Origin of the sequence: Streptomyces sp. NPDC051172 (genome assembly GCF_040682555.1) — a bacterium.
Classification (GTDB): domain Bacteria; phylum Actinomycetota; class Actinomycetes; order Streptomycetales; family Streptomycetaceae; genus Streptomyces.
Map to the genome: position 1 here is coordinate 139,172 of NZ_JBFBBE010000002.1, position 23,712 is coordinate 162,883.

The 23,712-nt window shown below is 69.5% G+C and carries 21 protein-coding genes and 3 pseudogenes; 12 read left to right on the plus strand and 12 right to left on the minus strand.

Annotated elements, in window-relative coordinates; all coding sequences use genetic code 11:
- Positions 1-14 precede the first annotated feature (14 nt).
- Genes AB0N07_RS01895 through AB0N07_RS01905 form a run of 3 tightly spaced genes read left to right on the plus strand, consistent with a single transcriptional unit; the run spans position 15 to position 2,570 of the window.
- Positions 15-893 carry a PIG-L family deacetylase gene (locus tag AB0N07_RS01895; protein ID WP_365831034.1) on the plus strand — a complete coding sequence of 293 codons (879 nt, stop codon included), beginning with the start codon at positions 15-17 and terminating at the stop codon, positions 891-893.
- Positions 890-1,504, plus strand: a complete 615-nt coding sequence (locus tag AB0N07_RS01900; RefSeq protein WP_365831036.1) for an AAA family ATPase — start codon at positions 890-892, stop codon at positions 1,502-1,504. Before AB0N07_RS01895 ends, AB0N07_RS01900 begins: the two co-directional genes overlap by 4 nt.
- A gap of 7 nt (positions 1,505-1,511) precedes the next feature.
- The gene (locus tag AB0N07_RS01905) at positions 1,512-2,570 is read left to right on the plus strand and encodes a glycosyltransferase (RefSeq protein WP_365831038.1); all 1,059 of its coding nucleotides are present in this window, start codon (positions 1,512-1,514) and stop codon (positions 2,568-2,570) included.
- Here the strand turns inward: AB0N07_RS01905 and AB0N07_RS01910 are convergent.
- The 3 genes from AB0N07_RS01910 to AB0N07_RS01920 all read right to left on the minus strand — a co-directional run bounded on the left by AB0N07_RS01910 (position 2,540) and on the right by AB0N07_RS01920 (position 6,049).
- Positions 2,540-3,583: a phosphotransferase gene (locus AB0N07_RS01910; RefSeq protein ID WP_365831040.1), complete on the minus strand. Its 1,044-nt coding sequence runs from the start codon at positions 3,581-3,583 to the stop codon at positions 2,540-2,542. The genes AB0N07_RS01905 and AB0N07_RS01910 overlap by 31 nt on opposite strands.
- 752 nt (positions 3,584-4,335) lie before the next feature.
- Positions 4,336-4,761, minus strand: a complete 426-nt coding sequence (locus AB0N07_RS01915; RefSeq protein WP_365831042.1) for a nuclear transport factor 2 family protein — start codon at positions 4,759-4,761, stop codon at positions 4,336-4,338.
- Between the two features lie 100 nt (positions 4,762-4,861).
- Positions 4,862-6,049, minus strand: a complete 1,188-nt coding sequence (locus tag AB0N07_RS01920; RefSeq protein WP_365831044.1) for an FAD-dependent monooxygenase — start codon at positions 6,047-6,049, stop codon at positions 4,862-4,864.
- A gap of 229 nt (positions 6,050-6,278) precedes the next feature.
- Here AB0N07_RS01920 and AB0N07_RS01925 point away from each other — a divergent pair, with 229 nt between their 5' ends.
- On the plus strand, positions 6,279-7,679 hold the full coding sequence (locus AB0N07_RS01925; protein ID WP_365831046.1) for an amino acid permease: 1,401 nt from the start codon (positions 6,279-6,281) through the stop codon (positions 7,677-7,679).
- Positions 7,680-7,693: 14 nt separating this feature from the next.
- On the opposite strand, the gene AB0N07_RS01930 is transcribed toward AB0N07_RS01925, so the two are convergent.
- Positions 7,694-8,134, minus strand: a complete 441-nt coding sequence (locus AB0N07_RS01930) for a universal stress protein (RefSeq protein ID WP_365831048.1) — start codon at positions 8,132-8,134, stop codon at positions 7,694-7,696.
- Positions 8,135-8,397: 263 nt separating this feature from the next.
- On the opposite strand from AB0N07_RS01930, the gene AB0N07_RS01935 reads away from it, so the two are divergent.
- From AB0N07_RS01935 to AB0N07_RS01945, 3 genes are all read left to right on the plus strand, one after another.
- Positions 8,398-10,077, plus strand: coding sequence for a chloride channel protein (locus AB0N07_RS01935; protein WP_365831176.1), 1,680 nt, complete (start codon positions 8,398-8,400; stop codon positions 10,075-10,077).
- A 139-nt stretch (positions 10,078-10,216) separates the two neighbouring features.
- Positions 10,217-12,184: a kelch motif-containing protein gene (locus AB0N07_RS01940; protein WP_365831050.1), complete on the plus strand. Its 1,968-nt coding sequence runs from the start codon at positions 10,217-10,219 to the stop codon at positions 12,182-12,184.
- 129 nt (positions 12,185-12,313) lie between these two features.
- Positions 12,314-13,078: a DUF4142 domain-containing protein gene (locus AB0N07_RS01945; RefSeq protein ID WP_365831052.1), complete on the plus strand. Its 765-nt coding sequence runs from the start codon at positions 12,314-12,316 to the stop codon at positions 13,076-13,078.
- Positions 13,079-13,490: 412 nt separating this feature from the next.
- Here AB0N07_RS01945 and AB0N07_RS01950 read toward each other — a convergent pair whose 3' ends face one another.
- The gene (locus tag AB0N07_RS01950) at positions 13,491-14,030 is read right to left on the minus strand and encodes a MarR family transcriptional regulator (RefSeq protein WP_365831054.1); all 540 of its coding nucleotides are present in this window, start codon (positions 14,028-14,030) and stop codon (positions 13,491-13,493) included.
- Positions 14,031-14,085: 55 nt separating this feature from the next.
- Positions 14,086-15,154 (minus strand): annotated as a pseudogene (locus AB0N07_RS01955) (PP2C family protein-serine/threonine phosphatase).
- Between the two features lie 168 nt (positions 15,155-15,322).
- Here AB0N07_RS01955 and AB0N07_RS01960 point away from each other — a divergent pair.
- Together AB0N07_RS01960 and AB0N07_RS01965 are read left to right on the plus strand one after the other, a co-directional pair.
- Positions 15,323-15,829: a nitroreductase family deazaflavin-dependent oxidoreductase gene (locus tag AB0N07_RS01960; protein WP_365831056.1), complete on the plus strand. Its 507-nt coding sequence runs from the start codon at positions 15,323-15,325 to the stop codon at positions 15,827-15,829.
- 296 nt (positions 15,830-16,125) lie between these two features.
- Positions 16,126-16,671: a hypothetical protein gene (locus tag AB0N07_RS01965; RefSeq protein WP_365831058.1), complete on the plus strand. Its 546-nt coding sequence runs from the start codon at positions 16,126-16,128 to the stop codon at positions 16,669-16,671.
- 57 nt (positions 16,672-16,728) lie between these two features.
- Here AB0N07_RS01965 and AB0N07_RS01970 read toward each other — a convergent pair whose 3' ends face one another.
- The 3 genes and pseudogenes from AB0N07_RS01970 to AB0N07_RS01980 form a co-directional block, all read right to left on the minus strand.
- The gene (locus AB0N07_RS01970; RefSeq protein WP_365831060.1) at positions 16,729-17,460 is read right to left on the minus strand and encodes a chloride channel protein; all 732 of its coding nucleotides are present in this window, start codon (positions 17,458-17,460) and stop codon (positions 16,729-16,731) included.
- A 154-nt stretch (positions 17,461-17,614) separates the two neighbouring features.
- Complete coding sequence (locus AB0N07_RS01975; protein WP_365831192.1) at positions 17,615-17,842, minus strand: hypothetical protein; 228 nt, start codon at positions 17,840-17,842, stop codon at positions 17,615-17,617.
- Between the two features lie 219 nt (positions 17,843-18,061).
- Positions 18,062-18,293 (minus strand): annotated as a pseudogene (locus tag AB0N07_RS01980) (flavoprotein); the annotation flags it as partial.
- A gap of 677 nt (positions 18,294-18,970) precedes the next feature.
- On the opposite strand from AB0N07_RS01980, the gene AB0N07_RS01985 reads away from it, so the two are divergent.
- The 3 genes and pseudogenes from AB0N07_RS01985 to AB0N07_RS01995 form a co-directional block, all read left to right on the plus strand.
- Positions 18,971-19,468, plus strand: coding sequence for a helix-turn-helix domain-containing protein (locus AB0N07_RS01985; RefSeq protein WP_365831062.1), 498 nt, complete (start codon positions 18,971-18,973; stop codon positions 19,466-19,468).
- Positions 19,387-19,683 (plus strand): hypothetical protein, encoded by a 297-nt coding sequence (locus tag AB0N07_RS01990; RefSeq protein ID WP_365831178.1) that lies wholly within the window; start codon positions 19,387-19,389, stop codon positions 19,681-19,683. Before AB0N07_RS01985 ends, AB0N07_RS01990 begins: the two co-directional genes overlap by 82 nt.
- Before the next feature lie 199 nt (positions 19,684-19,882).
- Positions 19,883-20,260: pseudogene (locus tag AB0N07_RS01995) on the plus strand (transcriptional regulator); the annotation flags it as partial.
- 74 nt (positions 20,261-20,334) lie between these two features.
- Here AB0N07_RS01995 and AB0N07_RS02000 read toward each other — a convergent pair.
- From AB0N07_RS02000 to AB0N07_RS02010, 3 genes are all read right to left on the minus strand, one after another.
- Positions 20,335-21,525 (minus strand): PTS fructose transporter subunit IIC, encoded by a 1,191-nt coding sequence (locus AB0N07_RS02000; protein WP_365831064.1) that lies wholly within the window; start codon positions 21,523-21,525, stop codon positions 20,335-20,337.
- A gap of 320 nt (positions 21,526-21,845) precedes the next feature.
- Complete coding sequence (locus AB0N07_RS02005) at positions 21,846-23,027, minus strand: hypothetical protein (RefSeq protein WP_365831066.1); 1,182 nt, start codon at positions 23,025-23,027, stop codon at positions 21,846-21,848.
- Positions 23,028-23,252: 225 nt separating this feature from the next.
- Entirely contained in the window at positions 23,253-23,648 is a 396-nt protein-coding gene (locus AB0N07_RS02010; RefSeq protein ID WP_365831068.1) for a barstar family protein, read from the minus strand.
- Positions 23,649-23,712 lie beyond the last annotated feature (64 nt).

Genomic DNA, 23,712 nt, shown 5'->3' on the forward strand with positions numbered 1-23,712 from the left:
ACCAGGAGCCCCCCATGACCGTGCCCCTGCCGGTGCCGGACGCGGAAGGGATCTACACGTTCCCCGACGACCTCGTCCGCGCCCATCAGGAGTGGACCGACCACCTCGTCAAACGCCACCGCGCCCACGACCATCACGTCATCGAGCTGATGGCCCCGCACGACGGCCGCCCCCACTTCATCGAGCGGCGCCGCCCGTCCGGCCGGCCCGTCCTCGCCATCGAACCGCACCACGACGACTTCGCCCTGTCGGCCTCCGGAACCCTCCTCGCCCACCCCCGCCCGCTCACCGTGGCCACGGTGTTCACCCGGTCCACCAGCGTCCACCCGGCCCTGGAGGACGCCTACACCACCGAGGCCGCCGTATCCGACCTGCGCAAGCGGGAAGGCGCCGCCGCGCTCGCTCCGCTGGGTGCCACCCGGGTCCTCCTCGGCCACAAGGACGCAGACCCGCCGTACCTGCCCTACAGCCCAGACCGCCTGGAACAGATCACCGACGAACTCCGAGAAGTCGTCGACGCCCATCCCGACGCCGAACTCCTCGCCCCGGCCGCCGTCACCCGGCACCCCGACCACCTCCTCGTGCACGAGGCCGCGGCACGCCTCGGATGCCGGTGGTTCTGGGAAGACCTCGCGTTCTGGTCCACCTACGCTCTCGCCGGATGCGACCAGCACCTCTTCCGCGCCCGCACCGGCCCGACCTTGGCCACCGAACTGGTCGACATCACCGAAGTGGTCCTCGACAAGACCACCGTCCTGCGGATGCACGGCTCGCAGATGCACCCGGCCCGGAAGATGTACCGGCCGATCCGGCACGCCTGGACCACCGCCGCCGGCCTCCCGGCCGGCACCGGAACCTACGCGGAACGCTTCTACCGGACGGAGTCCCAGTGAAGATCATTGCTCTCGAAGGGCCCTCGTGCGCGGGAAAGTCCACCGCGATACAGCACCTGCGCAGCCGTGGCATCGAGGAGCGGGCCTTCGTGTCCGACTGCTACGTCGATCACATCGTCCACCGCGACGACATCCCCCCGGCCCGCCCTGACTCCGCAGCCGCACAGCTCGCCGCCTTCGAGAAGTTCATGGCCATCGAGAACGCCCGGGTCCGGGCGGCACGCGCCAGCGCCAGACCCGTAGCGGTCCTCGACCGCTCCGTCGACACCCTCCTGGCCCACGCGCACGCCCTCGACGCCCTGTCCGGTTACGACGTCCATCACCAGCTTCGCGACCGGCTCCAGGAGCTCCCGTTCCTGCGCCCCCATCACACCCTCTACCTCGACGTACCCGCCGAGGTACTGAGCCTGCGCCGCAAAACGGCCGGGCACACGGCCGCCGAGTCCGACTACTTCCTCCACGATCCGGCGTTCCTCGCCCATGCCCGGGACTACTTCGTCTCAGGAGCGCGACCACCGGTCTCGCGAGAGGTGACCGTCATCCCTGCCGACACCGGCCCAGCCGACGTCGCGCACGCGGTGGAGTCCCTCGTCATGTTCTGGATGAGGTGACCGGCCGATGCCCACCGCCCTCTTCGCCTGGCGGCGCTCCCCGCCCCCGCTCCTCATCGGCGGGGCCGAAGTCACCCAGCAACTCCTCGCCGAGGAACTCGCAGCAGCCGGCTGGCAGACCGTCTATCTCGGCTCTCACCAAGCCCCTTGGGACCAAACCGCACAACTGGGCCAGCTACGCGCCTTCCTCGACGCCCACCACACCCCCTATGAGGAGGGACAGGGCGAACTGCGCTACCGCTGGAATGGGGTGGACTGCATCGCCGTACCGCAGCAACAGACGGCGTCAGCCCTGAACAGCTTGCTGTCCGGGCTACGGCCCGACGTCGTGTTCACCTCGCAAGAAGGCGCGGCCGACCTTGCCGCACAAGCCCGGCCCACCGCACTCGTCGCGGGCATCCTGCACTCCGTGTCGAAGACCGGACTCGGAGTCCTCGCCGGCCACCCGCACTACGGCCTGGCCGTCTCCGAATTCGTCCACCGGCGCGCACCACAGACCGACGGCACCCGACTCGCCGTCCTCTATCCGCCGTTCGCGCCACCCCAACCAAGCAACGACGTGCCGCGCACCACGTCAGTACTCATGGTCAACCCGATCCCCGCCAAGGGCTCCGACCTCCTGCACCAGCTCATCCGCGTCATGCCGGAACAGCACTTCACCCTGGTCGAAGGCTGGTGGAACACCGCAGACCAGTTCGCCGCCTACCCCAGCGTGACCTTCGTCCCGCGGGTCTACGACATGGCCCCCCTCTACCGCAGTCACCGCCTGCTGCTGGTGCCATCCACGGTGGAGGACGCGTTCCCCCGAGTGATCATCGAAGCCGCACTGGACGGGACGCCGAGCATCGGCACCGACCGGGGCGGCATTCCCGAAGCCATCGGCGCCACCGGGATCGTCCTGCCTCACACGGCAGGACCACAGGCGTGGGCGGACGCCATCCGCGCCGCCGATCACAAGACGCTCGGAGAGCAAGCCCGTCGGCAGGCAGCACGTCTGGCCCGGCCGCGACTGCCGGACCTCCAATCCCTCGGGATCTACCCGGCGGCGAACGCGTCCTCGACCTGATCGAGCCGGTCGGTCCACCAGTGCAGCAGGGCCTCGTCCGCGGTGAACAGCTCGTCGCAGGAGAAGTTGCCGCGGTTGTAGTGGAACTCCAGCTGCCAGAAGTCGGTCATCCGCTTCCACCACAGCCTGCGGGCACCGTCCAGGAGCGCGATGGCTTCCAACGGCATCACGGACCGGTAGCCGCCGACGAACGCCGAGACACGGTCGAGGTCGAACACCCCGCCCACTCCGAACTGCACCTGTGCAGTCCGTACGACCTCCTCCGCGTACGGCCGCACGCCGACCCGGTCCCAGTCCAGGACGGCGGCCAGCTCCTCGCCGTCCCACAGCAGGTTCCGGTACTGGAAGTCACCATGGGTCCACCCATGGGCGCCTTCAGGAGACGCGTGCTGCGGACGGAGCTCAGCGTGCTTGGTGATCAGTGCCCGACGGTGATCGAGAGCGGCAGAGGCCGCCTCGTCGAAGGCGCTGCCGACCCCTTTCGCGGCCACTGCCTCGGACAGCCGATGGGACTTCTCGACGGCCCTGTCCGGCGGCGTGACGTCCGCCGACACCGCATCGGGCACGCCAGGCAGCAGCCCTTGACTGCAAACCCGGCCGAGGCTCATATGCAGGCGCCCCAGGTGGGCGCCCAGCCCGGCCGCCTGAGTCGGGCTGAGGTCGATACCCCGGACGTGAACCCCTGCCGCCCACGGAAACAGGCACCAGACGCCGCCACCAACCTCCGCGACCAGCGAACCGGCCGTAGTCGTGACCGGAGGACTGACGGGGAAGCCGTCGTGGAAAAGCGCGGCAAGGACGCCGAGATTGCGGCTCAGCCGGTCAAGGGGCACGTCGGTAACCCGCTTGAGAGCGAACGTCCCGGCCGGGGTGTCTACCTTCCAGTTCACGTTCATCAGCCCGTCGGCGAGGTAGTGGGGTTCCCGTACCTCTCCGACACCGAAGGCATCGGCCAGCTCGGCGAGAACGCTGCCCGGGATGGCAGTCCGGTCGGCCACGGTCGCGTCAGTCACCAATGGGACGATACGCGAGCACAGCAGACGGAAGTATGAGGATCACCCACGTCAACCCCAGGGTCTGCCGACGAGGCGTCAGCCATCGCGTTAGCTCGACGCCCCGCGCTCCGAACCCACGGGAGCCTGCAACAGGCCCGTCGAGGCCAGGGGGTGGTCGCATGCCCGGGGAAAACCGCTGCGGCGGACCGAGCCCCAAGCGACGTGCCCCGCGCCGCTGCCGCTGTTCGTCCGTAGCAGCGCTTACCCCCGGGCAATCCGACAGCAGCCAACCTTGGCGCAATGCAAAGATGACACACACCCCGTCCCGGCAGCATGGGCGTCGTCTCGTCCCCCGACCGCCTCAGCGTGCACACCGCCGACGTCGACCTGACGGTCACGGATGTGTGGCGCACCTCGACGGTTCTGGCGACGGCACGCTGACCATGTCGGTACGGAACGACGGCGCGGTGCCCGAACACCTCGGCATGGTCGCAACCCAGGACCACGGAAGGGGGGTGCTGCTCGGCGGGAAATCGGCCGAGGCAACGGCTGCTGCCCACTGCGGGGATTCTGCTCTCTCCGGCACCATCGTCACCTCCACGACGGCGGGCCAAGCGTGGAACTGCAGCACATCCGCGGCGTCACGGCCCGGCACACGCTCCCGGTGGCTCTCCAGTTCAGGGTGGCCGGGCGGTCCATGTCCAGGCACGCGTGTCCTCGTCCTGACCACCGTCCTTCGGGCAGGCTTCACCGGCTCAGGCCGCGAGGGTTCACTGCCACGGGTCTCCCGCGCGGTGCCCGGCAGGCGCGCCGGGGAAGGCCGCGTCGAGTGCCTCGGCGCGGTCGGCATAGCCAGTGATGCGGGTGACGAGGCCGTCGTTGACGTCGAACACGTGGTACTGCACGGTCTGCGGGTCGGCCGGAGGCACGGCACCGTGTATGCGCAGGCCGAGGACCACGGCGGCCGGGTAGGTGAAGGTCTCCTCGACAGCGGCCCGCAGCCCGAGGGCGTGCAGGCGGGCGCAGTGGCTGAGGACGTGGGAGCGGGTGTGGCAGCCGGTATTGCCTCCGTCGGGCGGGTTCCAGCACACGTTCGGGTGCAGTACCTCGGCGAGCAGCCGGCAGTCGTTAGCCTCCAAGGCTTCACGCAGCCGGGCGGTGACTGCGCCGGGACCGAGCCGGGGACCTGATGACATCTGAACCTCTCGAGTTCACGGGGCTGCTGGGCGCCCGGTCGTTTCTGCTCGCCGACTCACATCGACGGGTGCGACGCCACGCGTCCTGCTCCAGATCGGACTACGCGGGCACTGCGGCGAGTTGCCGCAGGGAGGGCCGCTGTCTCCCGGCCAGCGAGGTGCTGGCGAGTCGGCTCGCGCCGGGCAGGCCCGCGAGGCGCAGGGCGGCACGACGGACGCGCAGTCGCCGCGCCGAATCGGGGACGAACCAGCGGGCTGTTCTGCGGGCGACGCGCTGTCTGTCCCTGATGACCGGGCGCCACAGGCGTTCGTAACCGTGCAGCGCGTCCTCCACCCGGCGGGCGCCGGCGAGCTGGTCGGCCAGAACGTAGGCGCCGGCGATCGCCAGGGACGCGCCCTGCCCGGCGAGCAGGGACACGGCCTGGCAGGCGTCGCCGACCAGGACGACCCGCCCGCGGCTCCAGGACGGCAGGTTGCTCTGGGCGACCTGGTCGTAGTAGATACGGCCGTGCTGAGGGCAGGCCGCCAAGGCGCGCGGGACGAGCCAGCCGAGGGAGCCGTACTCGCGACGAAGGGCGGCCCGTGCGTCCTCGGGACGCCGGGGATCGGCGCTGCGGTGGACGGCGAAGGCGGCGACCCGGCCGTCGCGCAGGGCGTACAGACCCATCTGCCGGTCGACGGTGTCGGTCAGGCAGAACCGGTCGCCCAACTCCGCGTGGACCTCGGAATCGTCGAACGTGAAGGCGGCGGTGTGGTAGCCGAGGTAGCGCACGCACCGCTGCTCCTCACCGAAGACCATGCCCCGCACGGTGGAGTGGAGGCCGTCGGCCCCGACGAGGAGGTCGGCGTCGAGGACATCGCCGTCGGTGAGGGTGACGCGGATGCCATCAGGGCTCGGGTCGATGCGGGCCGGGCCGACTCCGAGGCGCAGGCCGACGGCGAAGGAGAGCCGTTCCCGCAGGGCGAGTTCGAGGTCCGGCCGCATGATGCTGAGCAGGCGTCCGTCAAGGGAGCGGGCGAACCGCTCGTAGTCGAGCCGGGCCCGGCACTGGCCGGCGTCGTCGAGGAACACAGCCTCGCAGACCGGGTAGCCGAGCTCCTCCAGCCACGGCAGCACACCCATGGCCTCGGCGGCGTCGTAGCCGGGGCCGAAGAAGTCGATCATGTATCCCTCGGTGCGGGGGCGCGGAGCCTTCTCCAGGACCACGACCTCCCAGCCGAGCACGTTGTGCAGGCGGCCGGCCAGCGCCAGCCCGGCGATACCGGCTCCGCAGATCACTGCTCTCATCGGTGCGCCCTCGCCTCTCCCACTCCCCAGACGTTCATCCCCTCGCCTACTTTTGCACTATGCAAACCTTGCAGGCAAGGATGCGGGGTCCCGCCCGACGGGACGGCGGGGAATCTTGATGCATCCCTAACACCTCACTGACGGTCTCTTGACGTACTGTCGTGAGCGGTGTGCCGGGAAGACGGGTCGGCGAAGTGCCCTCAACGAAGCGTTCCAGGAAGGTCTTCGCGTGACCTCGTCGAAGTCGGCTGCGTCCGTCGCAACCGCCCCGTTCCCCACCGCACATGGCCGCGGCCCCCGCCGTTCCGTGCTCTTCTTCGCATTCGCCTTCGCGGTGATCGCCGACCCGGTGTCCTCGGTGGCGTACGCGATCGAGGCCGCACTGCGCGCCCTGCACGGCGACCTGGCCCTGCTGCTGCCGACGATGAGCCTGGTCATCGGGCTCGTCGTGGTGGTCACCGCCAACTACTGGCAGCTGGTGCGGCGCTTCCCCAAGGGCGGTGGCGCGGCGGCCGCGGCTGGACGGGCCTTCGGCGCACGCTGGACGTTCCTGCCCATCGGCGCACTGGTCGTCGACTTCGTGCTGACCATCGGCATCTCGATCGCCGCCGCGGCCAGCGCGGTGATCGCCCTGTTCCCGGCGCTGGCCGCATGGCGCATCCCGCTGGCGCTGCTGCTGCTCGTGGTGGTGGCCGGGCTGACCTGGTTCGGTCACGGAGGACGGCTGCTGTTCGCCTTCATGACCGTGGCCTTCGTGATCATCTCCGTGGTGGTCCTCGTCCTGGGCTTCACCTCGCCGCACACGGCCGGGCACGCCGCCGCCACGACCGACCCCGGCCGTTCCGCCGTGCTGGCGGTGGTCCTGGCCTTCCCGGTCGCCATGGCGCTGGCCACCGGCATCGAGGCGCCGTCCACCGCGATCGCCCAGCTCGGCCAGCTCGACGACACCCACCGCCGCCGCTTCGGCCGCGGCACCCTCGCGCTGCTGCTGGTCATCGTCGGCGGCCTGACCCTGGCGCTGACCGCACTCGCCGTACGGCTGCGCATCGGCATCCCCGGCGCCGACTCCACCCAGATCGCCGACATCGCGCACGCGGCCGCGGGACCCGGCTGGCTGTACGGCGCGTTCCAGCTGACCAGCTCGCTGCTGCTGCTCGCCGCCGCCAGCTCCTCCTTCCAGGCCGGCCCCGGCCTGCTCAAGGCCCTGTCGGGCACGGCCGAGCGGCCCGGTGTGCTGCCGCCGGTGCTCGGCCGGACGAACCACCACCACACCCCGTACTGGTCGGTGGTCGTCTATCTGGCCGCCGCGGCGCTGATCATCGTCGCGGCCGCCGGCCAGGAGCAGGAACTGGTCCTGTTCTACGCCGTCGCCGTCTTCGTCAGCTTCCTGATCGGCCTCATCGCCATGGCCCGTTTCGCGCACCGGGAGCGGAAGCCGGCCCTGGCCTGGATGAACGGCCTGGCCGCGATGGCGGTCGCGTTCACCCTCCTGGTGAACCTGCTGCGCGGCTGGCCGGTCCTGTCACTCGCCGCGACGCTGCTCATCGCGGGCGGCCTGTACATCCGGTGGACGCGAGCCGGCCGTCCGACCGGCATCGAGGACGTCGAGGCGCGCGCCGAGGCGGACTGACGCCCGCGCGAGGGTCAGGTCGTACCGGCACGGACGACGGTGACCGGGCAGGTCGCATGGTGCACGCAGTGGTGGCTGACCGAGCCGAGAAGCATCCCGGCGAAGGCCCCGTGCCCGTGGCTGCCGACCACCAGCAGGTCGGCGTTCCTGGCCGCCTCGGTCAGCACCGCTGCCGGATGGCCTTCGACGACCTGGGGCGCGACGGGTACTCCCGGGTGCTCGCCCAGGGTTTCGTCGAGCGTGCGCCGTAGGTTCTCGCGGGCCTGTTTCTCGAAGTCGACGTCGGAGTAGTCCGTCGGCATGCCGTACGTGGGAGGCAGCCGCCACGCCTGCACGGGGCGCAGTTCCGCACCGGTGAGTCCGGCTTGGCGGGCCGCCCAGCGCAGCGCCGCCCGGCTGGCCTCGGAGCCGTCGACTCCCACCACGATCAGCGGCGAGGAGACCTGATCACTCACTGTTCACCTCCGCAGTTGCCACGTCCGGCCACGTTCCCGTGAGCACACCCGCACGCCAAGGGGCCGTTCGGTCCCCACGGGCGGACAAGGTGCCGTGTCACGTACTACCCTTGACTAGTTTTGCATAATGCAAATGTGAGGAAGGGGAGGCGATGAGCGCGATACCGACAGCAAGGGACGGCAAGGACGTGTCCAGCACCACAACGAGGGGCTTCACGCCCGCGCCAAGGCTCGCGGGCCTGCGCACCGCCCCCTGGGGCCTGATGGCCCTGGCCGTCGTGGTCGGCGCCGGGGCCGGGGCCGGTTCGGTCGTCTTCCGCTGGTGCATCAAGACCTTCACGCACCTGCTGTCCGGCCACGCCGACTACGCCGCCTCGCCCGGTGCGGACAATCCGCACATACCCTGGCTCGGCCCCTACTTCGTGCTCCTCACCCCCGTGATCGGCGGCCTGCTCTACGGGCCGCTGGTGAACCGCTTCGCCAAGGAGGCCCGCGGCCACGGCGTGCCCGAGGTGATGCTCGCGGTCGCCCAGCGCGGCGGACGGATCAGCCCCAAGGTCGCCGTGGTCAAGACGCTCGCCTCCGCCCTGTGCATCGGCTCGGGCGGCTCCGTGGGCCGCGAGGGCCCCATCGTGCAGATCGGCTCGGCGCTCGGCTCCACCCTCGGCCGCCTCACCAAAGCAGCCGAGGGCCGGATGAAGCTGCTGGTCGCCTGCGGTGCGGCGGGCGGCATCGCCGCCACCTTCAACGCGCCCCTGGCCGGCGTCTTCTTCGCCATGGAGCTGATCCTGGCCACCTTCAGCGCGGAAGCCTTCGGCGCCGCCGTGCTCGCCAGCGTCACCGCGAGCGTCATCGGCCGCGCCGCCTTCGGCGACCACGCCTTCCTGAACCTGCCCGACTTCCATGTCGGCCATCTCGCCCAGTACGGCCTGTTCGCCGTGCTCGGCATCGTCGCCGCGGCCGTGGGCGTGGGTTTCTCCCGGTTCCTGTACCTGGTCGAGGACGCCTGCGACTGGGTGTGGCGCGGCCCGGAATGGCTGCGCCCGGCAGTCGGCGGGCTGGCCCTCGGCCTCGTGCTGCTGGCCCTGCCGCAGATGTACGGCGTCGGCTACCCGGTGTTGGAGAAGGCGACCGAGGGCGGCTACGCGGTCGGTTTCCTGCTTCTGCTGCTGGTGGGCAAGATGCTGGCCACCAGCCTGACCATCGGCATCGGCGGCTCGGGCGGGGTCTTCGCGCCGAGCCTGTTCATCGGGGCGATGCTGGGCTCGGCGTACGGCATCGGCGTCCACCACCTGCTGCCCCATTCGGCGGGTGCGGTGGGCGCGTACGCGCTGGTCGGGATGGGCGCCGTCTTCGCCGGCGCCGCGCGGGCGCCGATCACCGCCGTGGTCATCCTCTTCGAGCTCACCGGTGAGTACTCAATCATCCTGCCGTTGATGCTGGCGATCGTGCTGGCCACCGCCGTGAGCCGGCTGATCTCGCGCGACACCATCTACACCCTCAAGCTGCGCCGCCGCGGCATCGACCTCGACGGCCCCGTCCCCGGCGCCGTCATCGGCACCCAGCACGTCGGCGCGGTCATGGAGCCGCTGCCGTCCCCGCTGCCGGCGTCCACGACACTGGCAGACTCGGCCGACCTGCTGAGCCTGTCCGGCCACGGCGCGCTCCCGGTGATCGACGACACCGGGAGCTACGTCGGCGTCGTCACCGCGCAGGCGGTGGCCGAAGCCCTCGCGGAACAGCCGGGGAGCACACCGGCGCTGGTCGGCCAGCTCGCCGAGCCGCCCGCGCCGGTCACCGCGGACGAGCCCCTCGCCCAGGCCCTGCACGCCCTGCTGTCGGCCGCCGGGACCGGGGTGCCCGTCCTCGACGCGGACCAGGGCAAGCCGGTCGGCTGGCTCAGCCACCAGAGCGCACTGCGCGCGGTGCACCCGGCGCCCTGACGGCCGCCGCATTGCTCACATCGGGCATTTTGCAGCATGCAAACGAGTGGGGTGTCCCGGACTGATCCGGGCTCACGGGTCACGCGGGGTAGTCGTCGATACACCCACGCCCGACCTGCCCGCCGCGGAGGCGCCCCCGATGGCCAAGCGACTCGCCCGACTCACCAACCGCAAGAACCTGCTCGGCACGGCAGCCGTCGTCGTCCTCGCCGCCGTCAACGCCCCGGCGGTGACGGGTTTCGCGCAGCACGCCTATCACCGGTACGAGATCAGCCGGCCCGAGTACAAGGCGAAGTACGGCCACTGGGCGCTCGCCGCGCTGCCGGAGAGGTACCGGCTCAACTCCATCCACGCGATCCTGCTGCACACCGGCAAGGTCCTGCTGATCGCCGGGAGCGGCAACAACGTCAAGCACTTCAACGGCGGTGTCTTCAAGAGCACGCTGTGGGACCCGGCCGCCGACACCTTCAAGAAGATCGACACGCCTGCGGACCTGTTCTGCAGCGGCCACACGCAACTGCCCGACGGCAAGATCCTCATCGCCGGCGGCACCGCCCGCTACGAGGTCCTCGAAGGCGACGTGACGCGAGCCGGCGGCGCCATGCTGGTCATGAGCAAAGACCCCGACCACGCCCGCACCTTCCCGAAGGGCACCGTCTTCCGCTCCCCCTCCGGGGTCGAGTACCGCTCCCAGTTCGCCGTAACCGTGCCCGCCGCGAAGAAGGCACCCATCAGCCGGGGAGGCAACGCGAAGGTCATCAGCCAGGAAGGCAACGCGAAGGTCATCGCGAGCGAGGCCCGCGTCTTCGTCGAGGCCATCGAGAAAGGACCGCTCGGGATCACCAACACGACCGAGCAGTACGAGATCCGGGGTCTGCAGGGCAAGGACACCGACACGTTCTACGGCGTCGCCGACAAACTCGGCTTGGACAAGAAGGACTTCCAGGGCATCAAGAACGCCTACGAGTTCGACCCGGTCACCGAGAAGTACACCAAGGTCGGCTCGATGAGCGAGGCCCGCTGGTACCCGACCATGACGACTCTGCCCGACGGCCGCGTGCTGGCCGTCTCGGGCCTCGACGACATCGGGCAGGTCGTTCCCGGCAAGAACGAGATCTACGACCCGGCGACCAAGACCTGGTCGAAGGCCCCCACCCGCTACTTCCCCACCTACCCGTCCTTCTTCCTCACCGCCCCGGGGAAGATCTTCTACACCGGCTCCAACGCCGGCTACGGGCCCTCCGACAAGGGCCGCACCCCCGGACTGTGGGACCTGAAGACCAACCGCTTCACCCCGGTCCCCGGGCTCACCGACCCGGACATCATGGAGACCTCCTCCTCCGTGCTGCTGCCGCCCGCGCAGGACAAGAAGGTGATGGTGCTCGGCGGCGGAGGGGTCGGCGAGTCACGCGCCGCCACCTCCCGCACGGCGATCGTCGACCTCAAGGCCGCACACCCCGCCTTCCGGCCCGGCCCGCACCTGCCGGAGAACACCCGCTACCTGAACAGCGTGATCATGCCGGACGACACGGTCTTCACCACCGGCGGCAGCTCGGGCTACCGCGGCAAGGGCGCAAGCGACATCCTCAAGGCCCAGTTCTACGACCCCGCCGCAGGCGCCTTCGTCCCGGCCGCCGACCCCACCGTCGGCCGCAACTACCACACCGAGGCCCTGCTCCTGCCCGACGGCCGCGTCGCCGTCTTCGGCTCCGACCCGCTCTTCTCCGACGAGGCCGACACCCGCCCCGGCCACTTCGAACAGCGCGTCGAGGTCTACTCGCCCCCGTACCTCTTCCACGGCGCCCGGCCCCGCCTCCAGCACGACGGCACCACCGATGTCCCGCTCGGCGACGAGGTCACGCTCCGCACCCCCGACGCCGCCCGCATCACACGGGTCCGGCTCATGCGGCCCGGATCCGCCACCCACGTCACGGACTTCGACCAGCGCTCCGTGGCCCTGAAGGTGGTCCGCCACACGGACGGTTCACTCGCCGTCCGGATCCCCGGCGACCCGTCGCTCGTGCCGCCGGGCTGGTACACGGTCGTCGCCACGGACGGCGCAGGCACCCCCTCGAAGGCGGTGTGGCTGCACGTCCGCCAGGACTGACCGCTATGAGCGCGCGAGGCTCCTTCGTGGCATCTTCATGGCATCATGCAATCTTTACTCAGAGCAAAGATTCTCTTTCTGTGCCGCCCGCGTATGCGCTGACGACCACTGTCCGCACCCGGAGGCACCATGCCCATATCGCGCAACACGGTCGGATCCGTCTTCGTCGGCGGGGCGCTGATCGTGACCCTCGCCGCCCTGGCCTATCCGAGCATGCTCGGAGTCCAGAACACGTCCAGCAACCAGTCCCGCGTCATCGCGAGCACCCAGTGGGGACCGCTCACCGAGGCCGACCGCAACTTCGTCGTCTTCGTACGCTCCGCCGGACTGTGGGAGCAGCCGTCCGGGCAGCTGGCCATGCAGAAGGGGACGACCGCGGCCGTGCGCGAAGCCGGCCGCCACCTGGTCATCGGGCACGCCGCACTCGACGCCAGCTGCCGCAAGATCGCCCCCGAGCTGAACGTCACCATCCCCAACCAGCCCACCCCGCAGCAGCAGGGCTTCCTGGACACGTTCAAGTCCGACAGGGGCAAGCAGTTCGACACCGACTTCGCCAACATCCTGCGCATGACGCATGGCTCGATCTTCAACACCATCGCCAAGATCCGCTCCACCACCGAGAACACCCTCGTGCGCCAGCTGGCCGACCAGGCCAACGACGTGGTCCTGGACCACATCACGCAGATGGAGAACACCGGGCTGGTCAACTTCGACCAGGTCAACTTCCAGGAGACGACCCCGCCGAAGCTCCCCTCCAGCCAGGTCACACCACCGGTACCGCAGCCGGGCACACCCGTCATCGCTCTCACGGTCCCGCCTGGGGTGTCGGGTGACGGAGTACCCACGGGCCCCACCACCAGCCCCGCCCCCACGGCGTCCCCGACCGCGGGATGACCTCCCGGTCCGCGAAGCCGCGCTGCAGCAGCGTGCAAGACTCAAAGCGTCCCGGATCAATGGTCATTAAAACGGCAGACGATGGATCTTCAGCGGCGCCCGAGACCCGTCGGGCGGATCGTCGCCCGCGTGGACACCCTCGCGGAAAGGGATCCCCTCTACGACAGTGCGACCCCCGTGGGAGCGAGGACGAGGCCAACGACGAACGCGGCCCCAACCGCCAGCCCCAGGACCAGCCCGGAGCGGGTGGCGCCAGCCGTGTTACAGGCAGTGTCATGCATACGGCAATCATGTCACCCGCCTGCGCGGGGCCGCACTTGATTGCGTCGCCGGAGCAGCACAACTCCCGTCCAGATCGTACGGAGAGACCGGAATCCGGCGCCGCCGACCGGAAGCACCGGCCCGGCGAGGGTCACATGTCGTGCGCCATCGCCTCGTCCACGATCCAGCCGAGAGGGTGCGGCTCGGGGTGGTCGGCGGCGGGGGCCGCCGGGGGCTCCGCTCCCGCCTTGTTGAAGGCGTTGAGGGCCTCGATCAGGGCCAGTCGCTGGGTGGGTCCGAGCTTGGCGACGATCGCGGCGATCTCGGCGCGGCGCCGGGCGGTGACGTCCTCGACGGTGCGCCGGCCCTCGGCGGTGAGCTGCAGCAGGGTCTCGCGGCGGTTGTCCGGGTTGGTCTGCCGGTCGGCGAGCCCGGCCGCGATGAGCCGGTCCACCATCCGCATCGCCGTCGACGGCGCCACCTGGAGCAGCTCGGCGAGGCTCACCAGCTTGGTGGCACCCCGGGTGGCCAGCACAACCAGCATCCGGAACTGGGGCAGCGTCACCCGCTCCTCGACCTCGCCGAGCGAACGGGCGGAGACCGCCACCAGCAGGCGCGAGGCGGTCAGCACCGCCCGCGTGACGGCGTCGACGTCGTCCAGGGTCCCCGCAGGGTTCTCGTGCTCCGGCATAGCTCCTTTCTATCGCGCCGAAGCCGCTGCCCACTCACCCGATGGGAACAGATTTTCATCCTCCATGACCGTGGTACCGGAGCAACAACATCGCGGCGTCGTCGTGCAACGGCCCGGCCGCGTGCCTCACCAGGTCCTCCCGCAGAGCCTTGAGGGCGCGGTCGGCGTCGGGCTCCTTGAGCAGGTCCGCCCGGTCGCCGAGGGGGTAGAAGGATCCGTGAGGGTCCCGGGCCTCGGTGACACCGTCGGTGTACAGCAGCAGTTGCTCGCCGGGGGCGAAGTCCACTCGATAGGGCGTCGGGCCCTCGGCTCCGTGAACGCCCAGGCCCAGGGGAAGGGCATAGCCGGGCGGCTGCGGGAAGGCGACGCCTCCGTCCCGGCGTACGACCATCGGCGCCGGATGACCGTAGTTGAGGAAGACGACCCCGTGATCCGATCCGATCTCAGCGAGGATGGCGGTGACGAACTTCTCCCCTTCCAGCTCCCGGGCCACGCTGCGCTCCAGCCGCTCCCCCAGACCGACCAGGTCGGGTTCGTCGTGGGCCGCCTCCCGGAAAGCGCCGAGCACCACGGCGGCCGTCTCCACCGCGGCCAGCCCCTTGCCCTGCACATCGCCCACGATCACCCGGATCCCGTGCGGCGAGGCCACCACCTCGTACAGATCACCGCCGATGCGCGCCTTGGCGACGGCCGACGTGTACGACACCGCCGCCTGCAGCGGGCCCGCCGTGCGTGGCACGGGGCGCAGCAGCACCCGCTGTGCCACCTCCGCGATCGACCGGACACTGGCCAGCTCCGCCTCCCGGCGCGAGCGTGTCACCGCGGCCGCGATGCCCACGCCGGTGACCCCGGCCACCGACGCCATCGCCGCGAAGCCCCGCCGCTCCTCGAACAGTCCGTCGTACAGCCCGAGGGCCACGCACACGAGCAGCGCCAGCACACCGGTCAGCGCCGTCCGCCGCCATCCGCCGACCAGCCCGGAGAAGGCCGGCCCGAGCGAGACCAGCGGCAAGAACCCCACCCCCGGCCCGGCGACGACATCCGCCCCCGGCCACCACGGCCATCGCCGCCACAGGCATCCAGGACAGCACCGCAGAACCCCGCGTCGGCTTCGGCTCGGCCATGCGTCCTCCAGGGAAGTTCCAGCGCATGAGAGCCGTCTGATCGCTTTTGGCACAGACACCCCTCCCCGCATTTAGACTATGCAAAGGTTCCTGTGAGGAAGGGCTCTCGACCCAGCCCTTTGCCCAATAGAGGCCGAGAGCCGACATGTCCGACGTCGGAAGGCGAAGATGCCCCACAGACAGATCCCACCGGACCGGCCCCGACTCCCCGCCGGATGGCGGCGGTTCCTCGCCCGCACGCCCATACTCCTCTTCCGCTGCGGGCTGGGATGGGTCTTCGGCGGCCGGCTGCTCCTGCTGCATCACACGGGCCGCGTCACTGGACTCGACCGCTGTGTGGTCCTGGAGGTGGTGGAGTACGCACCGGACAAGGGCAGTTGGACCGTCGCGTCCGGCTTCGGCCCGAAGGCGGCCTGGTATCGCAATCTGCGCGCGGAGCCGAAGACCCTGATCGAGGTGGGCGCCCGCCGTCACGCCGTCACAGCCCGCTTCCTCACGCCGGACGAGGGTGCCGAGATCATGGCCCGCTACGCCCGGCGGTACCCGCGGACCGCACGCCGTCTGTGCGCATTCATGGGCCTGCGGTCGGACGGCACCGACGCCGGATTCCGGGAGGCCGGCCGGGCAATCCCCTTCGTACGCCTGGAGGCCGGCCCGGGAACCCGGCTGCCGTGAAGCTCCGGCGCTGCGCGGGTTCAACTCCAGACCAAGAGCGCCCCAAGGCCCTGGCGATCAGATTTTGCATGATGCAAAATTTGCACCCGGGGGCCGAGTCGGCGGTCGGTGTCGCCCAGCGCCCAGGGGTGATCGGCATGCCGTCGGGAGTAGGAGCGACATGCCGGCCGCCGGCAGGTCTCCCAGCACCTGGTTCTCGGCCATGGGCGCATTCCGCGCCTTTTCCGCCGATCCGCACGGTCCGCTGCGATCCACAGCAGAGGCCCGGTCGAGGAGAGGCGAGGCGATGAGACGCCATGGTCGTTGACGATCCGGAGCAGGGCGGAACGCCGGGGTACGGGGGCGGCGTTCCGCCCGTCCCGGACGCCATATGGCGCAAGTTCCTCGACGACACCGAGCAGGCCATCCGAGCCTCCACACCCAGGGAACTCTCCGCGCAGGAGCGGGCGGCTGAAGTTCGCCCCGATCCGGCGCACCCGCAGGGCAAGCGGCGGCAGATCCGAAGAGGCGTGTTCAGCGAGACCGGTCCGGGTTCGCTGGACGCGGTGGGTGAGGTCTGGGAGCCGGAGGAGGTGTGGACCCGCCCGGCATGGCGGGACATGGACGGCCCCGCCAGACGCCGCAGGGTGGGCCGTGTCTTCCACGCAGTCGCCGCGGCCCTCCTGACTGCCGGGCTCCTTTGCCGTGCGTCCAATGACCCAGGGGACCCCGACGGCACGCCCGGCGAGGCCGCCTCACAGCAGTCCGAACCGCTGCTGCCGGACGGAGTGCCCACCGAGACCGGCCTGCCGTCCGCACCGGCCTATACGGGCACGCCCCCACCCACGCCCCGTACCGGGTAGAACGCGGCACAGAGAAGGGACCTTCGAGCCCCACCCTCGACAGGGATTGAACGCTCGTTAGTGGACGGCCGCCCCGATGACAAGCGCCATCAGCGCCGACCACACCACGTCCCCGGTGTCGAGGAGGGGCGGAGTGGGCAGCCCGATGTTGAGGCTCCCGGTCTTCAGTCCGGTCCAGTGGCCGAAGCCCGTGAAGACGATGGCGCCGATTCCGCTGGACAGCAGGGCGGGAAGCATCACCGCGAACAGCTGCGGTCCGCCGACTCCGGCCACTTCCATGAGCATCACGGCCGCCACGAGCGGGCTGCCGAAGATCGCGGCGATGGCTGCCGCGGCACCGGCGGCACCGAGCAGCACAGTGCTCGCCTCGGTCGCCGGAGCACGTACCAGATCCCGGAAAGCCAGCGCCAGACCACCGCCGAGGGCGATCAGCGGGGCCTCGGGCCCGAGAACGGCGCCCAGCGGCAGGCTGGCCAACGCGGCGAGGACGACACCGGGAACAGTGGCTCTCGACGCCTCTCCGGAATGCAGGCCCGCCGCCGGAATGTGTCCTCCTCGGCCCGGAAACCGCAGGACGACGAGGGCGACGACCACGCCTGACAGCAGACCCAAGGGAACGGGCCACCACCACGGTGGATCCGTCCACCCGAGATCGTGCGGCCAGTCCGCCCAGATCAGGTTCTCCAGCTCATGGAGCAGGACGAGGAACCAGAACGCGCCCAAGGACACCGGGACCCCGATCAAGGCGCAGAACACCAACGCCCGCCGGTACTCGGGCCGACGCAGCATGTTCCTCAACTGGTCGGCCTCTTGGGGCTGGTCTCCCGGAGGGGTCCCAGACTCTCCGGGCTTCTGCTCAGTGATGGCGCTTCTCCTGAGTCTGCTGGAGGCGATTGGGCCAGTGGCAGCGCGAGATTACCCAGCAGATCGCTCCATATCGCTTCTAGGCCCGCGAAAATGGTTCAAAGCCCCACCGGATGGACCGCAGTGCGGAGAAACCAGCGGCGTAGTCCGTCAGTTGAGCGTCCACTGGCAGGCCGTCGCAGCCGGGAGCCCGGTGCACCTGTCCGCAGCCGCGCTCGGCGTCACGGGTGAACAGCGAGCCGTACCCGAGCCGTGCCGTGCCGTAAGGCAGCCCGAAGGCGGCTGACGCGGCAGAACCGAGCGCCATGTCATGAGCGGCGGCTGTGAGGCAGGTGCGCACCGGCACCATCGGCGGCAGACGGCCGAAAGGCCGACGGCTCGCCCTGCTCACGCACCGCGAGTTCGAACAGCACGTGAGCCACGGTGAATGTGGCTCGGGGAGACCGCGGGGGCGCCGTGCCTTCCTGCATCCGAGAAGGCGCGCGGCGATCATTACGTTTACAGGCAGCAACTCGGGCCGCAGCAAGCGGTCGGCCCCACCGCCGGCCTTTGGCCTGTGCGGCTCGTACGACATGATCAGGACGCCCATCTCGCGGAGTTGCTCCAGACTCCGGCGATACGCGGGTGGGCGGCCTGAGCCGAGTTCACGTACCGCAGGACAGCCGCGGGTATGCGCTTGCCGTACGCCTTGCGCAGGATGCCCGGCACGAGGGTTCGGAGATGCAGGCGGCCCACTTGTTGACCGTGTTGCAGGTGGACGTCACCGGCCGTCAAGTGCCCGTGGAAGGGTGTGCTTCTGCAAGCCGATGTGTCGGGAACATCCCGCATCCACAGGTGCAGAACCACAGTGGAGCAGTCTCGCCCCCGTGGCGTCCCCACGCGGAGGCGTGCCCATAGCGTGCCCATAAGACCGGACAACCACGGTAAACAGCGGTGCGAAACCAGCCCTCGAAACTGCACCCCGGGCGGCATACTCGCAGGTCAGAAACCATGCCGCCATCCAAGCGCCGTCGCTTCCCAAGCTGAGAGCGCGAGTTCGATTCTCGTCACCCGCTCTTCTTGAAGCCCCAGGTCAGCGACCTGGGGCTTATTTGCTGGCCAGACCATCTCGTCGGCCCTCATGCCCCCGACACGCCCCGAGATTGGGCACACGGAGGGCACGGGGTCCCCCTCGGTGCATTGGTCACCACCAGCGCTCCCTCCTCAACTGCGCGGCCCGGTCCGCCTCTTGGCGCACGGACCCCTGGTAAGTCGCGCGACCGAAGCCATCACCTTGCCGTTCCCTTGACGAAGAGGGCCGGATGTTCGGAGTACCGCAGGCTCGACAACCTCCCGAACCATCATCTTGTTTCACTTGTTGCGTTTGCTTCGCTTGTTTCGAATAATGGGTAGAGGCAGAATCGCCGCCTGCTTCCCGCACCGACAGGGGCGCACCATGACCAAGACAGACATCCGACCCGTGAAGCTGCCACCTGAGAAGGCCGCGGCCGCAGCGCACGCGCTCACACAGGTCGGCAGTTACCTGGCGGCACACCAGGACCTCGCGGTGATCACCGTGACGGTCGAGGACGGAGAGCGAGAGCCCCTAGCCCTCCCCCGCGAGGCCGTTGAACTGCTCGCCACCATGCTGGCCCACCTGGGAGCCGGCCGCGCTGTCTCGGTCGTCCCGTCCGACGCCGAGCTCACCACACAGCAGGCAGCAGACATGCTCAACGTGTCGCGGCCCTTCCTGATCGGGCTGCTCGATGCCGGAGAAATCGAATACCGAACCGTCGGCACACATCGGCGGATCACCGCGTCGTCACTCCTGCAGTACAGGGTGGCCTCGTCCAAGCCAAGTGGACCGATCAGATCCTCGACGAGACATTCCGTAACATCCTCAAGAACCACCCGGACATCCCACCCGAGAAGCTCGACCGTGTCCGCGCCTTGATGAACGCTGCAATCCGGGACTGCCTGGTCAAGGGACACGAACCACTGATCGATGCCGTGGAGTTGCCAGACCCGGACGACCGGCATGACCTGGCCGCGGCGATCCGGGCCAAAGCACAGGTCGTCGTCACCTTCAACCTGAAGGACTTCCCTCCCGAAGCCCTGGCCCCCTGGGACGTCGAAGCTGTGCATCCTGACGCCTTCCTGGAGGCATAGATCGATCTGGCCCCGCAGGTCGTCTACGGCACGGTACAGAGGATCGCGGACAGTTGGCGAAAGCCGCCAGGCACAGTGGACGACGTGATCGCCAGGCTGGAGCGGCAGGGCCCGGTCGCTTCGGCGGCAGCCCTACGAACGCTTGCAATCACGCCCTGACTGCCGCTCTGAAGCACGCAAGGCGGGGACCATGCCCACCCACACCGACGCAGCCGCGTCCTACACACTCGCCGCCTCCGCCGGCAAGGAAGCCAAGTCCTACGACCTCTGGGCATGCGCCCTGGTCCGACACGCCTACGTCGACCTGTACGAACGGCGCTACGCCGACGCCGCCACCGCACTCGCGGCGTCTGAGAGTGTGGCGCGGCGAGAAGACAGCTCCCTGTCCACCCGCCACTGGGTCGCCTCCGTCCAGGCCGAGGCGTATGCCGGACTCGGGAACCTGTCCGCCTGCGAGCGCGCCTTGGACGAAGCGGAGAAGGTCACAGATCTCAACGGACCGTTCCACAACGGCGGCTGGCTGCGCTTCGACGGCTCCCGCCTCGCCGAGGAACGCGGCGCCCGCTACCTCCAGATCGCTCCCCCAGGGCCGGCGTCTTTCATGCTCAGGCTGCTGATGTGGCGCGTTCACCCGCAAGGCGGGCGCCGCGGTCAGGCTCGGCCGGCCGCTACGGCCCTCTTGCGGGCGCCGGTGGCGACGCGGGCGGTGCTCGCGTCCGGTGCCGTGCGGCGCAGGCTCTTGAGGACGAGCACGAGGCCAGTGGTCACGAAGACGCCGAAGGCGACGGCGGCCACGAAGACCAAGGGATTGCCGAGGTGTCCGGCGGCGAAGACACCGCCGTACGGGACGGTCAGGGAACTGCCGAACGTCATGGTCACGGCACCGGCGACGGCGCCGCCCGCCGTCGAGGCCGGAATCACCCGCAGGGGGTCGGCCACCGCGAAGGGGATGGCGCCCTCGGGGACGAAGGCCGCGCCGAACAGCCAGGCGGTCTTTCCATAGGTTCGCTCGGCGGGAGTGAACAGCGAGCCGCGGACCACAGTGGCCAGGGACAGGGCCAGGGGCGGAACCATGCCGGCCGCCACCACCGTGGCCATGATCGTGAAGTTGAGGCTGTTCGGCGCGGTCTCCAGGCCCGTGGCGGCGAAGCCGATGGCGGCCTTGCTGATCGTTCCGCCGATGTCGGAGGAGACCATCAGGCCCAGAACCAGACCGCACACGATGCTGCTTCCCCAGGTCAGAGGGGGCAGTTCATGGCTCAGCCAATCCGACAGCGAGGTGATCCGCGGTCCGACGAATACGTAGACCACGGCCGTGGTGACCACCGTGGACACCAGCGGGCCGATCACCATGGTGGTCATGGCGCCCAGCCGCGGCGGAACGGTGATCCGCTGGAGCAGCACGGTGACGGAACCGGCGATCAGGCCGGCGATCAGTCCGCCGAGGAAGCCGCATCGGTAGTCCATGGCCGCCATGCCGCCGAGGAGTCCGGGAGCCAGTGCCGGCAGGCCGGCCATGCCGTAGGCGACATACCCGGCGACGACCAGTGCGAAGATGCCCACCGCGGTGGCACCGGTCTGCAGCAGCAGTGCGGCCCAGGTGTCGGGCTGGGTCCAGGAGCCGTCGTTCAGGACGGAGGACATCTTCGCGGTGAGGTCAGGGCCGCTGATGGCGAAGGCGAGGACGGTCAGCAGACCACCGACTGCGGCGAGGGGGGCCATGTAGGGCGTGCTGGACGCCAGCCATCCGCCGATTCTGATGCCGATATGGCCGCTGCGGTCGGACCCGTGGTCCATGGGGGCGGCGGACAGGGCGGTGGTCCGGTTGTCTGAGTGGTTCATGGTCGCGAACTCCGGTGGTGGGTGGCGCCTGTGGTCGGCGGTCTGAGACGTCAACGCGGCCCGGTGAGGGGGCCGGTGGGGGGAGGGCGGTCGCGTCGGCTGCGGGGCGCGAGGGGCCGGCATGGCACGGCGTCGCTCGTGGAGGCGAGTGCGAGCCCGGGTGCCGCCCTCGATGGGCGACATCCGGACCTGCGGCGTCCGCGCCGCACGTCACGAAGCACGGAGCCGGCGAGGCTGATGCGCTACGTCAGGAGGACCTGGCCGTGCTGTCATGCCTTCTCGACGGCTTCTCGACGGCTTCTCGACGGCTTCTCGACTCCTCAGGAGTCGCCCTTCACGATTTCGGCATTCGCGCTGTTGAGGATCGAATTCACCTTGACGTTCAACATGCGATCCTGGCCGTTGTAGTTCCAGACGGCGCCGCGGTGCATTCCCCCGATGATCGCGTCGTCCCCTCTGTACCCTGGTTCGAAGACGGGCGCACCCGAGTCACCTGGCGCCGTGAATTGCCCGCACCCGCAGCCGTTGTTGCCGCCTCGGTCCATGAGGAACTGGTCAGCCGGGTCGACGCAGTACGTGGCGCCGTGCCATATGTAGCAGGACCCGTAGGTGGAGTACGAGACCGGATGGCCGCAGTGGGTGTAGGTCGTCGCCCCGCTCACGCAGAACTGCCGTCCCCAGTAGAACCAGTTGCTGTAGTCGCTGACCCAGAGGGTGCTGTCGCTTTCCTTGTAGCCGCCGGTGAAGATGCGGCCGGTGTAGTTGGTGCCCGTCATGGCTTCGGTGTCAAGCCATTGGTGGACCGAAGTCACGTTACCGAGATACTTCCCGTCCCCGGTCATGATCTTGTCGTTCCAATAGAAGCAATGCGCCGCAGTGACCATGCGCTTTTCACCGTCGGGCTTGTGCCTGATGGCGAAACCGGCTGTGCAGTCGTGGGTGTTGCCAGAGCCCTCCTTTTTGATCGCGCCTCCGCCGTAGAACGGGGCGAAGTCGTTGAAGCGCGTGTTTTCCGGCGTGAAGCGGCCGGGCTGCACTTCGATCGCGTCCGGCTTCAGGACTTCCAGCGAGGGCGCGGCGGACTTGGGGCCCTCAAGGTTGACGACGACCTTGTCCTTCTCACCGTCATAGGTGTAGCCGACGCCGTACTTGCGCGCGTCCTTGTTCCACTTGCCCGCCTTGATCGTCTTGAAGACCGTGTCCACCTCGGCCTTCGTGACCTTGCTGATCTTGACGGTGACCTGCAGGCCGGCCGGGAGCTCCTTCTTGACCTTCGCCTTCTCGGCAGCCGATGTCCCGGCCGGAAGCATCAGTATCGGATGGCCCTTCTCGGGGTCCCCGAAGACACCGAGCGCCTTGTGTGATCGGGCCACCCTGTCCAGTTGCTGGAGCTGTGCCTGGCTCGGCTGCCGCGCGGGCTCCGCGGAGGAGGCGGTGGATGTCGCCGAGGATGCGGGTATCGCCAATGGTGCCACGACGGCGAAGGCAGCCGTGATCAGCACCCCTGTGAGGCGTTTCGTTCGCGTTCTGGATCTCACTTTTCCCTCTTTCACGCAGGGTGAGCCGGCAGCCGGATTCGCCGGGCCGGCTCACAGGGGGAGATGTAGATTTCCGAATGACCTTCGGGCGGTCGTTTCCGACCTCCCGGGCGCCGGTAACCAGAGGCGGCCGGGGCGAGCCGGTCTTGCGGAACCGTCCGAAGGGCAGGGCGCAGGCGGTGCTCGGTTTTATGGCATCGCCGGCGAGGTGAAGCCTGCCGCCGTCATGCGCCGGGCCAGCTGACCCAGGTCGCAGGCGGAGTCGTCCAGGAGCAGCAGGCCGAAGTCGCTGCCGGCCAGGATGTCCAGGAGGATGCCGAGCTGCCTCGGGTCCTCGTCCTCCAGGAGCAGGGCGGCGTTGCGGAGCACGATCGTCACGGGTCCGGACTCGTCTGACAGGGTGCCCAGGCAGTCCTCGAACGCGTTCCAGTTGTGGCCGAACCAGGTCGGGAAGCCGAGCACCGAGGCCCACTCGGCGAACAGGTCGATGGTGGTACGGCAGCGGGTGCCGAGGATCTCCTTGGCCGACGCGGGGACCGTCTCCGACGCGGACAGGGGGCGGATGCAGTGCGCGGTGGTGTTCATGTCGACGTTCTTCCGGGCTGGGGGTGGGAGCGCGGGCGCGCCCGCCGGGGGGCGGCCCCGGCGG

What these genes read in the sequence shown, in the direction of transcription:
- AB0N07_RS01895 (WP_365831034.1), top strand. Translation starts at nt 15, where the DNA reads ATGACCGTGCCCCTGCCGGTGCCGGACGCGGAAGGGATCTACACGTTC.
- AB0N07_RS01905 (WP_365831038.1), top strand. Translation starts at nt 1,512, where the DNA reads ATGCCCACCGCCCTCTTCGCCTGGCGGCGCTCCCCGCCCCCGCTCCTC.
- AB0N07_RS01915 (WP_365831042.1), bottom strand. Translation starts at nt 4,761, where the DNA reads ATGTCATCAGGTCCCCGGCTCGGTCCCGGCGCAGTCACCGCCCGGCTG.
- AB0N07_RS01920 (WP_365831044.1), bottom strand. Translation starts at nt 6,049, where the DNA reads ATGAGAGCAGTGATCTGCGGAGCCGGTATCGCCGGGCTGGCGCTGGCC.
- AB0N07_RS01935 (WP_365831176.1), top strand. Translation starts at nt 8,398, where the DNA reads ATGGCCCTGGCCGTCGTGGTCGGCGCCGGGGCCGGGGCCGGTTCGGTC.
- AB0N07_RS01940 (WP_365831050.1), top strand. Translation starts at nt 10,217, where the DNA reads ATGGCCAAGCGACTCGCCCGACTCACCAACCGCAAGAACCTGCTCGGC.
- AB0N07_RS01945 (WP_365831052.1), top strand. Translation starts at nt 12,314, where the DNA reads ATGCCCATATCGCGCAACACGGTCGGATCCGTCTTCGTCGGCGGGGCG.
- AB0N07_RS01950 (WP_365831054.1), bottom strand. Translation starts at nt 14,030, where the DNA reads ATGCCGGAGCACGAGAACCCTGCGGGGACCCTGGACGACGTCGACGCC.
- AB0N07_RS01960 (WP_365831056.1), top strand. Translation starts at nt 15,323, where the DNA reads ATGCCCCACAGACAGATCCCACCGGACCGGCCCCGACTCCCCGCCGGA.
- AB0N07_RS01965 (WP_365831058.1), top strand. Translation starts at nt 16,126, where the DNA reads ATGGTCGTTGACGATCCGGAGCAGGGCGGAACGCCGGGGTACGGGGGC.
- AB0N07_RS01970 (WP_365831060.1), bottom strand. Translation starts at nt 17,460, where the DNA reads ATGCTGCGTCGGCCCGAGTACCGGCGGGCGTTGGTGTTCTGCGCCTTG.
- AB0N07_RS01975 (WP_365831192.1), bottom strand. Translation starts at nt 17,842, where the DNA reads ATGGCGCTCGGTTCTGCCGCGTCAGCCGCCTTCGGGCTGCCTTACGGC.
- AB0N07_RS01985 (WP_365831062.1), top strand. Translation starts at nt 18,971, where the DNA reads ATGACCAAGACAGACATCCGACCCGTGAAGCTGCCACCTGAGAAGGCC.
- AB0N07_RS02000 (WP_365831064.1), bottom strand. Translation starts at nt 21,525, where the DNA reads ATGAACCACTCAGACAACCGGACCACCGCCCTGTCCGCCGCCCCCATG.
- AB0N07_RS02010 (WP_365831068.1), bottom strand. Translation starts at nt 23,648, where the DNA reads ATGAACACCACCGCGCACTGCATCCGCCCCCTGTCCGCGTCGGAGACG.